Source organism: Pseudomonas sp. RIT-562 (assembly GCF_026241895.1).
GTDB lineage: Bacteria > Pseudomonadota > Gammaproteobacteria > Pseudomonadales > Pseudomonadaceae > Aquipseudomonas > Aquipseudomonas mandelii_F.
This window is the reverse complement of sequence record NZ_JAPJIV010000016.1, coordinates 97,822-109,493: the sequence shown is the minus strand read 5'-3', so window position 1 is coordinate 109,493 and position 11,672 is coordinate 97,822. Positions and strand designations below refer to the sequence as shown.

The window sequence follows — 11,672 nt, the reverse complement described above, 5'->3', positions numbered from 1 at the left end:
GTCCTATAGACATACAGTACGTTAGTCCACAAACGCTTGATCTGGCCGTGCGGGATGCGTACCTTTGCCCGCTTTTCCTGATTCCCAACCCCCGGAGAGCGCCATGTCCGCTGATCTCGAGCATATCCGTCAAATCATGCGAGAGGCTGACTGCCTGTACACCGAAGCTGAAGTCGAGGCGGCCATCGCCCGCGTCGGTGCGCACATCAACGAAGAACTGGCTGAAAGCAATCCGGTGGTGTTCTGTGTGATGAACGGCGGCCTGATTTTCGCCGGCAAGCTGCTCACCCATTTGCAGTTCCCGCTGGAAGCCTCCTACCTGCACGCCACCCGCTATCGCAACGAAACCAGCGGCGGTGACCTGTTCTGGAAAGCCAAGCCGGAAGTGTCGTTCATCGACCGTGACGTGCTGATCATCGACGATATCCTCGATGAAGGTCACACCCTGGGCGCGATCATCGATTTCTGCAAACACGCCGGCGCGCGCAAGGTGCACACCGCTGTGCTGATCGACAAGGACCACGACCGCAAGGCTCGCCCGGACCTCAAGGCCGATTTCGTCGGTTTGCCCTGCATCGACCGTTACATCTTCGGTTACGGCATGGACTACAAGGGTTACTGGCGCAACGCCAACGGGATTTTTGCCGTTAAAGGAATGTGAGCAATGACTACGCCGAGCTTTCTTGATCAAACGCTGTTCACGCAATTGGCCGAGAAAGCTGCGGCCAATCCGCGCGGACGCCAGCATCACAACTTTCATCAGATGGAAGATGCCTGTCACCGTATGGCGGTAGGTCTGCAGCCGAGTACCTATATCCCGCCTCATCGGCATCTGGGTGATAACAAGGCGGAAACCCTGTTGGTGCTCAAGGGCCGTCTTGGGCTGCTGATCTTTAATGAGTCCGGCGCGGTGGTGAGCAAGCGCGTCCTGCAGGCCGGTGGCGACAGCATCGGCGTTGATCTGCCTACGGGTGTGTTTCATGGCCTGGTGGTGCTGGAAGCCGACAGCCTGATGTTCGAGTGCAAGGCCGGCCCATATCGCCCGGTAGGTGAGGGTGAGCTCCCCGATTGGGCGCCGCGTGAAGGCGAGCCTGGTGTGGCCGAATACCATGCCTGGATGCGCGCGCAGTTTGATTGACCACCGCGATCTGTAGCAGCTGGCGCAGCCTGCGTTCGGCGGCGCCGCCGTCGTGACATCAGGCGCTGCAGTCGTTCAGTTGAACCCTGCATTCAGGGTTTACGACGGCTGCGCCGCCGGACGCAGGCTGCGCCAGCTGCTACAGTGCTCAGCTTCTTGTTGGGAGCCCGTCATGAGCCTTTTGATCCGCAGCTGCGCCGTTCTGTTACTGACCGCAAGCCTGCCCCTGGCCGCCGCCCCGGCGCCGATGCACGCGCAGTTCCTGCCCCCTGATGACCTGACCCTGCGTGGCGAAGAGCCTGAGCAACAACAATTGCTCCAGGTTACCGACTATTCGGTGGTGGTGGGCAGTCAGCGCCAGTCGAACCAGCAACCCATTCCCGTCACCTCACCGCTGATGATCCGCCTCAAGGGCAAGTCCCTGAACAAGGGCGCAACGATCAATCAGGTGCTGGTCAACTTCGATGGCGAAAGCAAGAGTTTGAAGAAGCCGACCTACGACAGTGCCAGCAAGACCCTGACGCTCTTCTACCCAATGGCCCAGTATCGGGTAGTGATCGACTTGTTGCGCAACGACACGGTGTACTGCCAGTTCCTCAGCTACTCGAACGGTCATATCTGGGCCGATCTGCACACGGGCAGCGTCCGTCCGCGTTGAGTGCGGCGCCAAGTGAGGGGTAAACTGCCCGCCCCGTGAAATGTCTGCGAGCTGGAGTCGGCAATGCGTAAAGATAAGAAGCAAGTGATTGGTGACGAGATTGGCGATGAGCAGATCAAGTTGTTTCTTGATTTCGAGCCGGTCGACGCCACTTCGCCGTCGCTGCACAAACTGATCAAGGCCTATCGCGGCTTGCGGATCGATGATTTCGAACGGTTCCTGACGTTTTTCGTCGAGGCCGGGTATGACCTGGATGGCAAGGATGAGCAGGGCCAGACGTTTGTCGATCAGATCAAGGATCAGCGTAACGCCGCAGAATACATCGAGCTGATCGACAAGGCCCGCGGTTAAGATCAAAAGATCGCAGCCTTCGGCAGCTCCTACAGGGAATTTGTGTTCACTCTGTAGGAGCTGCCGAAGGCTGCGATCTCTGGCTTTTCAGCAAAAATAAAAAACGCCCCGCTCTCAATGAGGACGGGGCGTTTTTTATGCGCGACGATCAAGCGTAGCTTTCAGTCTCGCTACTGGCTTCAACCAGCTCCAGCGCAACGTTGTTCTGCGTGTTGATCTTGCGATACAGCGCAGCGTCGGTTTCCAGGACCTTCTCCCGAGCCGGGAAAATTTCCGCCAGCTTGGCTGCCCATTCACCGGAAGCCTTGTTCGGGAAGCACTTCTCGATCAGTTCGAGCATGATCGAAACAGTCACCGATGCACCCGGTGAAGCGCCGAGCAGTGCCGCCAGGGAACCGTCCTTGGCTGCGACCAGTTCGGTCCCGAACTGCAGGACGCCGCCTTTTTTCGGATCCTTCTTGATGATCTGCACTCGTTGGCCGGCCACTTCCAGGCGCCAGTCTTCGGCTTTCGCTTCAGGGTAGAAGCGGCGCAAGGATTCCAGGCGCTGCTCCATCGATTGCATCACTTCGCTGACCAGGTACTTGGTCAGGTCCATGTTGTTTTTCGCGACCGCCAGCATCGGGCCGATATTGCCGGCGCGAACCGACAGCGGCAGGTCCATGAAGGAGCCGTGCTTGAGGAACTTGGTGGTGAAACCGGCGTAAGGTCCGAACAACAGGGATTTCTTGCCATCGACCACACGAGTGTCCAGGTGCGGCACGGACATCGGCGGCGAGCCGACGGCTGCCTGGCTGTAGACTTTGGCCTGGTGGTGCTTGACCACTTCCGGGTTGTCGCAACGCAGCCACTGGCCGCTGATCGGGAAGCCGCCGAAGCCTTTGCTTTCCTCGATGCCGGACGCCTGCAGCAACGGCAGGGCCGCGCCGCCCGCGCCGAGGAAGACAAACTTGGCGTCGACTTCACGGGTGCTGCCGCTGTTGACGTCCTTGATGCTGACGGTCCAGCCGCCGTTGTTGCGCTTCAGGCCAGTGACGCGCTTGCAGTACTTGACCTGGGCATCGGGTGCGCTGGTCAGGTGCTTGAGCAATTGATTGGTCAGGGCGCCGAAGTTGACGTCGGTACCGTTCATCACGCGGGTGGCAGCCAGCACTTCGGCGGCTGGGCGCCCCGGCATCATCAGCGGCATCCACTCGGCCATGGTGGCCTTGTCTTCGGTGTATTCCATGTCCGAGAAAGCGTGGTGCTTGCTCAGGACGTTGAAACGCTCCTTGAGGAAAGACACGCCGCTGTCACCCTGCACAAAGCTCAGGTGCGGCACCGGGCTGATGAACGATTTGCACGAGCCGAAGGTGCCTTTACGGGTCAGGTACGACCAGAACTGCTTCGACACCTCGAACTGGGTGTTGATGTGCACGGCTTTCTTGATGTCGACGGTGCCGTCGGCGGCCTGCGGCGTGTAGTTGAGCTCACACAGCCCGGCGTGACCGGTACCGGCGTTGTTCCACGGGTTGGAACTCTCCGCGGCACCGGAATCCATCAACTCGACGACTTCCAGCTTGATCGCGGGGTCGAGCTCTTTGAGCAGTACAGCCAGGGTGGCACTCATGATGCCGGCCCCTACCAGTACTACGTCGACTGCTTCGTTATGCGCCATTTAACGCGTCTCCAAAATCTGCAGCACCAAATTGTCGGCATGGCTGCCAGGAGTGACGGGGCGTGTCAGTGATGCCCCAGGTACCCATGGCCAGGATCGCCATGTCCGAATCTTCGCAATTTATCGCAACTTCGACGGACGCTACCGGCCGGGCTTATGAGCTACATGAACTCATTTCAGCGCGCGGGAGGCAATTCGACTTATGGTCGATACATCCGTTTGTGCAACCAAATCCGTAGCGGACAGGCTTCAGGCTCCGGTGTTCGAGGAGTACTCGGTCCTGTGTCGTTGGGCTGTTCCAGACGCTAATGGTGCATGTTCAGACGCAAAACTATTCATTTGCTCGCCACACTCTTGTGAAGTTGTGAAAACCCGTTTTTTTCACGCTCTTTTGAAGACGTGAACCTCAAAAAGGGCTGCCCCAGCCTGGCACTGTGCCCGGATGGATTGCCTTCATGGAGTACATGACAGGCAAAACGGGCAAATAGCTCAGTGACCGAGCGTAATGACAGCTCTGCAGATTCGCGAAAAGTAGGGGTTCTGCTCAGGAAACAGCAAGCACGCCAGCTTCACTCGATCTGTGTGGGCGGCTCTCTGTGGGCGGTGTCGAGGGTCAATACTGGCGTATTGACGATGTTGCGGGGCCCGATCAGGAGACGTCCTTATAATCGGGGGGAGATTGTAGCGAAGAAACGCAGGGAAATGGTCGTGTTTTATGACTTTTGTTCGGCTTCTGGTCAGGTGGTCAGCATACGCTGGGCCCGCGCACGTGGCTGGCGCTGGATCACCCGGGCACTTTGCGGCAGTGGCTGGTGCAGCCAGTTGAGGCGGATCTCGTCGATTTCGACCCAGCCGTCGCCCATTGGCTGCAGGCTGCACTGCTTGAACGCCTGGCAGCGACCCTGGCGGTCGAGCAGGGCGAAGCTGCGGTGCAGTGGGCGAGGGGCGAACAGCGAAATGAGAAAGCGCATGGCAAGATTCCTTCTTGGGGACTGCCTGAAGGTTGGCACAGGGTCGTGACGTGAAAGTGTATGGGCGATGACACCTGTGTGACAGGCTTTGCCGTCTGAAATGTCTGTGGGACTTTTCCCTGATTGTTGCGCTGGTTCCCCACTGTAGCGCACAGCTATACTGCGGCCTTGTCTGTACCTGATTCTGGAGAGAAGAGCATGTTGCAACGCTTGTTGTTCGGTTTGATCACTGTGACCAGTTTGACCCTCGTCGGCTGCGCCCACAGCCCGCAACAACTGAACCCGGAGCCAAAGCTGACCACTCAGCTGGCGCCAGTTGGCCATGGCCAGCAGGTGGTGGTGCGGGTAGTGGATGGCCGCCCTTCGCCAACCCTGGGTACTCGCGGTGGCATGTACCCGGAGACCAGCGCGATTACCGTGCAAGGTGCGCAGATCCTGCCGAAGTTGCAGGCCCAGGCCGAAGCGGCCGTGCGTTTGCTGGGCTTTACCCCGGTTTCCAGCGGCAATAACGCGCCACAATTGACCGTGACCCTGGCCGAGCTGAAGTATCAGTCGCCCAAGGAAGGCATGTACGTCACCGAGGCCACCATCGGCGCGACTTTCCGTTCCGACGTGCAGAACGCCAATCGTCGCTACAGCGGTCGCTACGGCGCCTCCCTGGATCAACGTTTCGGCATGGCGCCTAACCAGGAAACCAACACCAAGCTGGTCAGCGACGTGTTGAGCGATGCGTTGACTCGCCTGTTCAAGGACCCGACAGTGGGCCAAGTGCTGGGCCAATAAGCCTTCGCAAGACGGAAAAGCCCGGCGCCAGAAAATGGCCCGGGCTTTTTTGTGTCAGGCAGCCTGGGAATAGAAGTCCAGCACACTGATCCCCGTCAGCAGATCCGTCTCGGGCAAGTCCTCGTGCTGATGCCCGCCCAAGGCGCAATACACCAGCCAGCGACGATCCTGGACATTGAAGGACAGACTGCCCACGAGGGTCTGTTGTTCGTCGCTCGGAGCGATCAGGTAGAGGCGATCCTGGTTTTCGGCGTGCAGCATGACGGTTTCCGTGTCGGTTTCGAGGGGCGCCAGACTGACCCAGTCAGATGACGCCTGCGTGACACAGAACAGCATTTGCTCAGTTTTCCGTTATTTGTCGGAAAGGCGGGGCAGGTGAACGGGCTTTCGGTAGAATCCGCGCCGCAGTCGCCGATCTGGCGACTTGCCACACCTGATCTGCCCGAGGTTCGTGATGTCGCTGCATTTGATGACGCTGTTTACCGCCCATCCCGCCAAATTGATCAACCTGTTGGCCTTGCTGCTCGCCTTCCCGGGCAGTTGGCTGTTGCATGCCACTCGACGCCGCGAGCAACGCGCGCTGGCCAGTATCGAGGCGCAGCGCCACAGCCGCCCTAGCGTGGAGCCGACGCTGGATTGGGCGACCTTGCGCATGAACCGATTTTTCTATCGCTTCGGCTTCGCGTGCCTGGGGTTGGCGCTGGTGGTGTCGTGGATCAGCACGCAGTTTTGACCCTCTAAACGAAGATCGCAGCCTGCGGCAGCTCCTACAGGGGCAGCCCGGCCTTCACCCGATACTGATTGCGCACCGGCGTCGCATATTGCTGCACCAGATACGGTCGATGCTCCGCCGGGCAATCATCCAGGCGCCGCTGCCATTCTTCCTGGGCCTTGGCCAGTTCATCCGCCGCAAACACCTTGGCCGCGACCGGCACTTGCAACTGCGGATCGGCATCCTGCCATTGGGCGTAGGCCAGGTAATGCACCGGAAACAGCCGGTAGCCGCCGAGGATCTGCTTGTCCATTTCGATCGCCAGTTGCTTGGTGTCGTCGAAGACCTGGGTGATCGGCGCGGCGAAGTTCACATGCACGCGTCCCTTGTAGCCGGTAATGCCCTTGGCAATGCTGACATCGTCCTCGCCCGGCACTTTGGTGTAGGTGCCCGTGGTGGCACGGATGAACAGTTCGCGGGCCTTGGCTTGATCGCACGGGTCATATTCGTAACTGATCGATACCGGAGTCAGGTTCAGCGAACGAATGACCTCGCCGAACGGCTCGTCCTTGCGGCTCATGTGGAACATCTTGAGGATCGCCGATTCGGTACGGTCATCGCCGTCCTTGGCCCGGCCTTCAGCCTGGGCGATCCAGATCGAAGCGCAGTCGTTACGGATCGAATGATTGATGTAGGCCGAGAGCAACTGGTACGCCGCCATCTTTTCCCGGCGACCGGTAATCGAGCGATGCACGATGAAGCTCTTGTTCAGGCGCATCAGGTCGCTGACGAAGGGCTTCTGCAACAGGTTGTCGCCAATCGCGATACGCGGGGTCGGCAGGCCGGCGTGGTACACCGCGTAGTTGACGAAAGCCGGGTCCATCACGATATCGCGGTGGTTGGCGATGAACAGATAAGCGCTGCCGGACTTGAACTGCTCGACGCCGCTGTAGGTGACGCCGTCGGTGGCACGTTCGATGGTGTGGTCGACATACACTTCGACTTTATCCTGCAAACTGGCCACTGAATTCACGCCGGCGAACTCACGACGCAGCCGATGAGCTATAAGAGGTTTGAGCGCCCAGCCAAGGGCTCCGGCAAAACGCGGGAAGCGGAAGTGGGTGAGGATATCTAGAAACGCCTTGTCGCTGAGCAGCCGTGCCAGCACTGCCGGGACTTCGCTGTCGTCGTAAGGTCGGATGGTATCGAATTCGCCCATCATGCTCTCTTGTTGGAAACGGCTAGGGTAAGTAAAGGTTTTGATCGAAAACCAGCGGGGCACGGTCTGAAAAATAGGCAGACAAAAATAGCCCTGCAAATAGACCGGCGATTATACGCACAAGTCACCTGGGAGACCGCGATGCTGGAAACTGCGCTGTACGATTGTCCGTATTGTGGTGAAGAGGTCGAGACGTCGGTGGATATTTCCGGCGGCGATCAGACTTACATCGAAGACTGTCAGGTCTGTTGTCGACCGATCACTTTCGTCTTGCAGGTCGAGGGAGAGGAGTGGCATCTCGAAGTGTTCGGCGAAAACGAGTAAGGGGCGGTTATGCAGCGAATCTACGAACCGGAAAACCTGATGGAAGGCGAATTGCTGCAGGGCATGCTGGCCAGTGAGGGCATTGAGGCTCATCTGGTGGGGCGGGATCTGCTCGGTGGTACCGGCGAGCTGCCAGCCTGCGGGTTGCTCGGGCTATCCGTTGACAATGACCAGGCCGCCTACGCTCGCGAGCTGATCAGCGCATACAATGCCGCGCTACCGCTGCCTGGGGATGAACCGGAGAGTTTCCCCGGCACGCTGGTCTGTTAGGCTGGCGTTCGTTTGATCAAGAGTTGTGCTGCCCCATGTGTGGACGTTATGCCCTGTTTCGCTGGAACCCCGCTTTTGCGGCCCTGCCTGGTTTTCCCGCCGATCAGCAGGCCCAGTGGAACATTTCCCCCACCGACTCGGTACTGATGCTGCGCGCTGGTGCCGATGGCCAGCGCGAGTTGGCCCGTGCGCGCTGGGGGCTGACCCCGCCGTGGTTGACCGATCTGTCCCGTACGCCAGCGCATGCGCGGGCCGAAACCGTGGCTGAACAACCGATGTTTCGCGAGGCCCTGCGCCTGCGCCGTTGCCTGCTGCCGGCGAACGGGTTCTACGAATGGCGCGGCACTGCGCGCAAGCGTCCGTACTGGCTGACACCGGGTGAAGGCGCATCGCTGTTTTTCGCGGCGATCTGGGAGGCGTATCCGGTGCAGGAGCAGGTGTGGCTGAGTACTGCGGTGATCACGCAGCCTGCCGCGAGCCAGCGTCGCCCCTTGATTCTGGATGCCGCAGGGCAGCAAGCGTGGCTCGACCCCGAGACCCCGCTGCACGCCTTGCAGGCACTGCTGGCCAGCGAGCCTGCGGCGTTGCGTGAGCGGGTGTTGGCCAATCTGGTGAACGATCCGAAGCTCAATGGCCCGGAGTGTTTGACGCCGGGATAGGCACAGTCGTGGGCGAATTTTTGCTCGGGTTCGGACCTTTTCCTGAAATGCGCGTCTGTATATCAGTTGTGTCTGGCGCCGATACCATTCCGCGCCTAGGATACCGGCATGTTTTCAAGGAGCTTTTCGATGAACAAGACATTGGTTTTGTGTGCACTGAGCGCAAGTCTGCTGCTCGCCGGTTGTCAGTCGGTCAATACCACCAGCGGTGGCGCAGTCGGTGTTGAGCGCAAGCAGTACATGTTCAGCATGTTGTCGACCGACGAGGTCAACCAGATGTATGCCCAGTCCTACCAGAAGACCGTCGGTGAAGCGACCACCAAGGGCGTCCTGGACAAGACCAGCAACGATGCCAAGCGAGTCCAGGCGATTGCCAGCCGCCTGATTGCCCAGGCGCCGGTGTTCCGTCCGGATTCGGCCCAATGGAAGTGGGAAGTCAACCTGATCAAGAGTGACGAACTCAACGCCAACTGCGGACCTGGCGGCAAGATCATTTTCTACACCGGGCTCATCGACACCTTGAAGCTGACCGACGATGAGATCGCCGCAATCATGGGCCATGAAATTGCTCACGCCCTGCGCGAGCACGGGCGTGAGGCAATGTCCAAGGCTTACGGCATCGAGATGGCCAAGCAGGGCGCAGGTGCGTTGTTCGGGCTGGGCCAGGACAGCCTGGCGCTGGCAGACACGGTGGCCAATTACGGCATGACCTTGCCCAACAGTCGCTCCAACGAGAACGAGGCGGACCTGATCGGCCTGGAGCTGGCCGCTCGTGCCGGTTACAACCCGAATGCCGCGATTACCTTGTGGAACAAGATGAGCAAGGTGTCGGAAGGTTCGCCACCGGAGTTCATGAGCACTCACCCGGCTTCGGCCAGTCGGATCGCTTCGCTGGAAGCCGCCATTCCGAAAGTGATGCCGCTATACGAGAAAGCGCCGAAATCCTGATGGATCTTATGCGCCTGTGAATCGCCATCGCGAGCAGGCTCACTCCTACAGTGGAATGAGTGAGCCTGCTCGCGATGAACGATAACGCGGTCTAGCGAACTACCCCGTCACACCCACCCGCTGCTCTGCATCGCCTTGTACACCGCCACGATCGCCAGGATGAAGAACGCCGAAGCCGCCAGCCGGCGAATCAGGGTCAATGGCAGTTTTTCCGCGGCAAAGTTACCCGCCAAAACCACCGGCACGTTGGCAATCAGCATGCCCAGGGTGGTGCCAATGATCACCAGCCACAATTCCGGATACTGCGCGGCGAGGATCACCGTGGCGATCTGGGTCTTGTCGCCGATTTCAGCGAGGAAGAACGCGATCAGCGTCGTGAGGAACGGTCCGAATTTGCGCCCGGTGCTGGCTTCGTCGTCATCCATCTTGTCCGGGACCAGGGTCCACAGTGCTGTTGCGGCGAAGCTCGCGGCGAGGATCCAGTGCAGCATCGCATCCGAGAAGAAACTTCCGACCCAGGCGCCTACCGCGCCGGCAGCTGCATGGTTGGCCAGGGTCGCGGCGACGATGCCGGCGATGATCGGCCAGGGCTTGCGAAAGCGCGCGGCGAGGATGAGTGCAAGCAATTGCGTCTTGTCGCCAATTTCGGCCAAGGCAACGATCGCGGTGGGAACGAGTAGAGAGTCCAGCATCAGGGATTTTCCTAAGGGGGCGGGTCGACACGGCTATGACACGTACAGCCTCCCCGCCCCGGGTAAGGTGTTCGTGTCATAGGTCTTGTCAAACCCTGAGGTCCGTCTGTGCGGACCTTGAGGTCGCATACGCCATGGTCTGAGGACCAAGTATGTTGACGTATGCCGGACGAGCGTGGCGCTCGTGGGAGACTACTCCCCTAGGACGGAGCGGATTCTGCCTAGGCAAAACCGAATGAGCAAGCCCCTTTTTTAAGAAAAAGTTTCAACCACGCTTGGCGCGATAGATCCTGAAGCCCTGGCCTTCGGCCTTGATCGCGCACACCCCAAGGTGCTCCTCGATCAACGGCTGATACTTCAGGAAGCTGTTGGCAACCAGTCGCAGTTCGCCGCCGTTTTTCAGATGTTTGGCCGCTTTTCGCAACAAGTTCTCCGTGGCGAAGTAGTCGGTATGCACGCCGACATGGAACGGCGGATTACTCAGGATCGCACTCAAGCCCATCGGTGCCGCATCGATACCGTCACCGGTCAGCACCTCTGCTTCAAGGCCGTTTGCCGCCAGGGTCAGGCGACTGCTGGCAGCCGCGAAAGCGTCCACGTCGAGCAAAGTCACCTGGTTGTGCGGGTAGCGACGCTTGACCGCTGCCCCCAGCACCCCGGCACCGCAGCCAAAGTCCAGCAGATGGCCGCTTGGCAGTTTGTCGAGGTGTTCGAGAAGCAGCGCGCTGCCGCGATCCAATCGACCGTGGCTGAACACCCCAGGCAAGCTGATAACGGTCAGCGGCCCTTCAGACAGCTCCAGCTCATAAGTCTGAGCCAGGCTTTCCAGGGATTTTGCGGCGGGCGCGGTGGCCACGGTGACCTGCCACAACTGGCAGTGGCGGGCGCTGTCGAGCTTGCGCGGTTTGCCGAATGGGTTGAGCTGCTTCGCCGCGCCTTCGATGCCGCTGCGCTTCTCGCCGACCAGGAACAGCTCGCGACCGGCCAGGCGCGAGGCCAGGGCGTTGAGGATGTAGTCGGTGAGGTCCTTGGACTTGGGTAGGAACAGCACGGCGGCATCGAACTCGCGCTCGGGCGCGGTCACGCCAAAATGGCTGCGCCTGGCGAAGCGGGCGTCGAGCGCCGCTTGATCACCGGCGTGCCAGCACCAGCCGTGAGCATCGGGCAGACGCCCCAGCAGATCATCGGCGGGCAAACCGGCGAGCAACACCGAACCCTGGAATAACTCGGCCTGACGAAGCAGTACTTCACTGCGCGGATCCATAATCTGCTCCCTGGAAAAAAGTGCCG

General features: G+C 59.8%; 16 protein-coding genes and 1 riboswitch. Of the genes, 10 read left to right on the top strand and 6 right to left on the bottom strand.

The features are described 5' to 3' along the window. Positions 1 to 103 precede the first annotated feature (103 nt). The 4 genes from ORL50_RS19390 to ORL50_RS19375 all read left to right on the top strand — a co-directional run bounded on the left by ORL50_RS19390 (position 104) and on the right by ORL50_RS19375 (position 2,147). Positions 104 to 661, top strand: a complete 558-nt coding sequence (locus tag ORL50_RS19390; RefSeq protein ID WP_266017293.1) for a hypoxanthine-guanine phosphoribosyltransferase — start codon at positions 104 to 106, stop codon at positions 659 to 661. 3 nt (positions 662 to 664) lie between these two features. Continuing rightward, entirely contained in the window at positions 665 to 1,138 is a 474-nt protein-coding gene (locus ORL50_RS19385; RefSeq protein WP_266017291.1) for a WbuC family cupin fold metalloprotein, read from the top strand. A gap of 172 nt (positions 1,139 to 1,310) precedes the next feature. Continuing rightward, complete coding sequence (locus ORL50_RS19380; protein ID WP_266017290.1) at positions 1,311 to 1,796, top strand: hypothetical protein; 486 nt, start codon at positions 1,311 to 1,313, stop codon at positions 1,794 to 1,796. 63 nt (positions 1,797 to 1,859) lie between these two features. Next, complete coding sequence (locus ORL50_RS19375; RefSeq protein ID WP_266017289.1) at positions 1,860 to 2,147, top strand: PA4642 family protein; 288 nt, start codon at positions 1,860 to 1,862, stop codon at positions 2,145 to 2,147. A gap of 148 nt (positions 2,148 to 2,295) precedes the next feature. On the opposite strand, the gene mqo is transcribed toward ORL50_RS19375, so the two are convergent. Together mqo and ORL50_RS19365 are read right to left on the bottom strand one after the other, a co-directional pair. Beyond that, complete coding sequence (mqo, locus tag ORL50_RS19370; protein ID WP_266017288.1) at positions 2,296 to 3,804, bottom strand: malate dehydrogenase (quinone); 1,509 nt, start codon at positions 3,802 to 3,804, stop codon at positions 2,296 to 2,298. A 737-nt stretch (positions 3,805 to 4,541) separates the two neighbouring features. Beyond that, complete coding sequence (locus ORL50_RS19365; protein ID WP_266017287.1) at positions 4,542 to 4,775, bottom strand: hypothetical protein; 234 nt, start codon at positions 4,773 to 4,775, stop codon at positions 4,542 to 4,544. Between the two features lie 198 nt (positions 4,776 to 4,973). On the opposite strand from ORL50_RS19365, the gene ORL50_RS19360 reads away from it, so the two are divergent. Beyond that, positions 4,974 to 5,558: a YajG family lipoprotein gene (locus ORL50_RS19360; protein ID WP_266017286.1), complete on the top strand. Its 585-nt coding sequence runs from the start codon at positions 4,974 to 4,976 to the stop codon at positions 5,556 to 5,558. A gap of 54 nt (positions 5,559 to 5,612) precedes the next feature. On the opposite strand, the gene ORL50_RS19355 is transcribed toward ORL50_RS19360, so the two are convergent. Next, the gene (locus ORL50_RS19355) at positions 5,613 to 5,819 is read right to left on the bottom strand and encodes a hypothetical protein (protein WP_266017285.1); all 207 of its coding nucleotides are present in this window, start codon (positions 5,817 to 5,819) and stop codon (positions 5,613 to 5,615) included. Between the two features lie 193 nt (positions 5,820 to 6,012). Between ORL50_RS19355 and ORL50_RS19350 the strand changes: the two genes are divergently transcribed. Continuing rightward, positions 6,013 to 6,291 (top strand): hypothetical protein, encoded by a 279-nt coding sequence (locus ORL50_RS19350; RefSeq protein WP_266017284.1) that lies wholly within the window; start codon positions 6,013 to 6,015, stop codon positions 6,289 to 6,291. A gap of 34 nt (positions 6,292 to 6,325) precedes the next feature. On the opposite strand, the gene ORL50_RS19345 is transcribed toward ORL50_RS19350, so the two are convergent. Beyond that, positions 6,326 to 7,492, bottom strand: coding sequence for a 1-acyl-sn-glycerol-3-phosphate acyltransferase (locus ORL50_RS19345; RefSeq protein ID WP_266017283.1), 1,167 nt, complete (start codon positions 7,490 to 7,492; stop codon positions 6,326 to 6,328). A gap of 138 nt (positions 7,493 to 7,630) precedes the next feature. Here ORL50_RS19345 and ORL50_RS19340 point away from each other — a divergent pair, with 138 nt between their 5' ends. From ORL50_RS19340 to ORL50_RS19325, 4 genes are all read left to right on the top strand, one after another. Then, positions 7,631 to 7,813: a CPXCG motif-containing cysteine-rich protein gene (locus tag ORL50_RS19340; RefSeq protein WP_266017282.1), complete on the top strand. Its 183-nt coding sequence runs from the start codon at positions 7,631 to 7,633 to the stop codon at positions 7,811 to 7,813. Positions 7,814 to 7,822: 9 nt separating this feature from the next. Continuing rightward, positions 7,823 to 8,083, top strand: a complete 261-nt coding sequence (locus ORL50_RS19335; RefSeq protein WP_266017281.1) for a putative signal transducing protein — start codon at positions 7,823 to 7,825, stop codon at positions 8,081 to 8,083. 35 nt (positions 8,084 to 8,118) lie between these two features. Next, positions 8,119 to 8,742: an SOS response-associated peptidase gene (locus tag ORL50_RS19330; RefSeq protein ID WP_266017280.1), complete on the top strand. Its 624-nt coding sequence runs from the start codon at positions 8,119 to 8,121 to the stop codon at positions 8,740 to 8,742. A gap of 129 nt (positions 8,743 to 8,871) precedes the next feature. After that, positions 8,872 to 9,690, top strand: coding sequence for a M48 family metallopeptidase (locus ORL50_RS19325; protein WP_266017279.1), 819 nt, complete (start codon positions 8,872 to 8,874; stop codon positions 9,688 to 9,690). A gap of 107 nt (positions 9,691 to 9,797) precedes the next feature. Here the strand turns inward: ORL50_RS19325 and ORL50_RS19320 are convergent, their stop codons facing one another. Both ORL50_RS19320 and ORL50_RS19315 read right to left on the bottom strand, forming a co-directional pair. Further along, the gene (locus tag ORL50_RS19320; RefSeq protein ID WP_266017278.1) at positions 9,798 to 10,382 is read right to left on the bottom strand and encodes a TMEM165/GDT1 family protein; all 585 of its coding nucleotides are present in this window, start codon (positions 10,380 to 10,382) and stop codon (positions 9,798 to 9,800) included. 91 nt (positions 10,383 to 10,473) lie between these two features. Next, a riboswitch (yybP-ykoY riboswitch) is annotated at positions 10,474 to 10,596 on the bottom strand. A gap of 51 nt (positions 10,597 to 10,647) precedes the next feature. Continuing rightward, positions 10,648 to 11,646, bottom strand: a complete 999-nt coding sequence (locus ORL50_RS19315) for a methyltransferase (protein ID WP_266017277.1) — start codon at positions 11,644 to 11,646, stop codon at positions 10,648 to 10,650. Between the last annotated feature and the right edge of the window lie 26 nt (positions 11,647 to 11,672).

Bases quoted from the DNA above. Each gene is read 5' to 3' on its own strand.
- ORL50_RS19385 (WP_266017291.1), top strand. From the start codon at position 665: ATGACTACGCCGAGCTTTCTTGATCAAACGCTGTTCACGCAATTGGCC.
- ORL50_RS19340 (WP_266017282.1), top strand. From the start codon at position 7,631: ATGCTGGAAACTGCGCTGTACGATTGTCCGTATTGTGGTGAAGAGGTC.
- ORL50_RS19375 (WP_266017289.1), top strand. From the start codon at position 1,860: ATGCGTAAAGATAAGAAGCAAGTGATTGGTGACGAGATTGGCGATGAG.
- ORL50_RS19380 (WP_266017290.1), top strand. From the start codon at position 1,311: ATGAGCCTTTTGATCCGCAGCTGCGCCGTTCTGTTACTGACCGCAAGC.
- ORL50_RS19335 (WP_266017281.1), top strand. From the start codon at position 7,823: ATGCAGCGAATCTACGAACCGGAAAACCTGATGGAAGGCGAATTGCTG.
- ORL50_RS19355 (WP_266017285.1), bottom strand. From the start codon at position 5,819: ATGCTGCACGCCGAAAACCAGGATCGCCTCTACCTGATCGCTCCGAGC.
- ORL50_RS19390 (WP_266017293.1), top strand. From the start codon at position 104: ATGTCCGCTGATCTCGAGCATATCCGTCAAATCATGCGAGAGGCTGAC.
- mqo (WP_266017288.1), bottom strand. From the start codon at position 3,804: ATGGCGCATAACGAAGCAGTCGACGTAGTACTGGTAGGGGCCGGCATC.
- ORL50_RS19350 (WP_266017284.1), top strand. From the start codon at position 6,013: ATGTCGCTGCATTTGATGACGCTGTTTACCGCCCATCCCGCCAAATTG.
- ORL50_RS19365 (WP_266017287.1), bottom strand. From the start codon at position 4,775: ATGCGCTTTCTCATTTCGCTGTTCGCCCCTCGCCCACTGCACCGCAGC.
- ORL50_RS19315 (WP_266017277.1), bottom strand. From the start codon at position 11,646: ATGGATCCGCGCAGTGAAGTACTGCTTCGTCAGGCCGAGTTATTCCAG.
- ORL50_RS19345 (WP_266017283.1), bottom strand. From the start codon at position 7,492: ATGATGGGCGAATTCGATACCATCCGACCTTACGACGACAGCGAAGTC.
- ORL50_RS19360 (WP_266017286.1), top strand. From the start codon at position 4,974: ATGTTGCAACGCTTGTTGTTCGGTTTGATCACTGTGACCAGTTTGACC.
- ORL50_RS19320 (WP_266017278.1), bottom strand. From the start codon at position 10,382: ATGCTGGACTCTCTACTCGTTCCCACCGCGATCGTTGCCTTGGCCGAA.
- ORL50_RS19330 (WP_266017280.1), top strand. From the start codon at position 8,119: ATGTGTGGACGTTATGCCCTGTTTCGCTGGAACCCCGCTTTTGCGGCC.
- ORL50_RS19325 (WP_266017279.1), top strand. From the start codon at position 8,872: ATGAACAAGACATTGGTTTTGTGTGCACTGAGCGCAAGTCTGCTGCTC.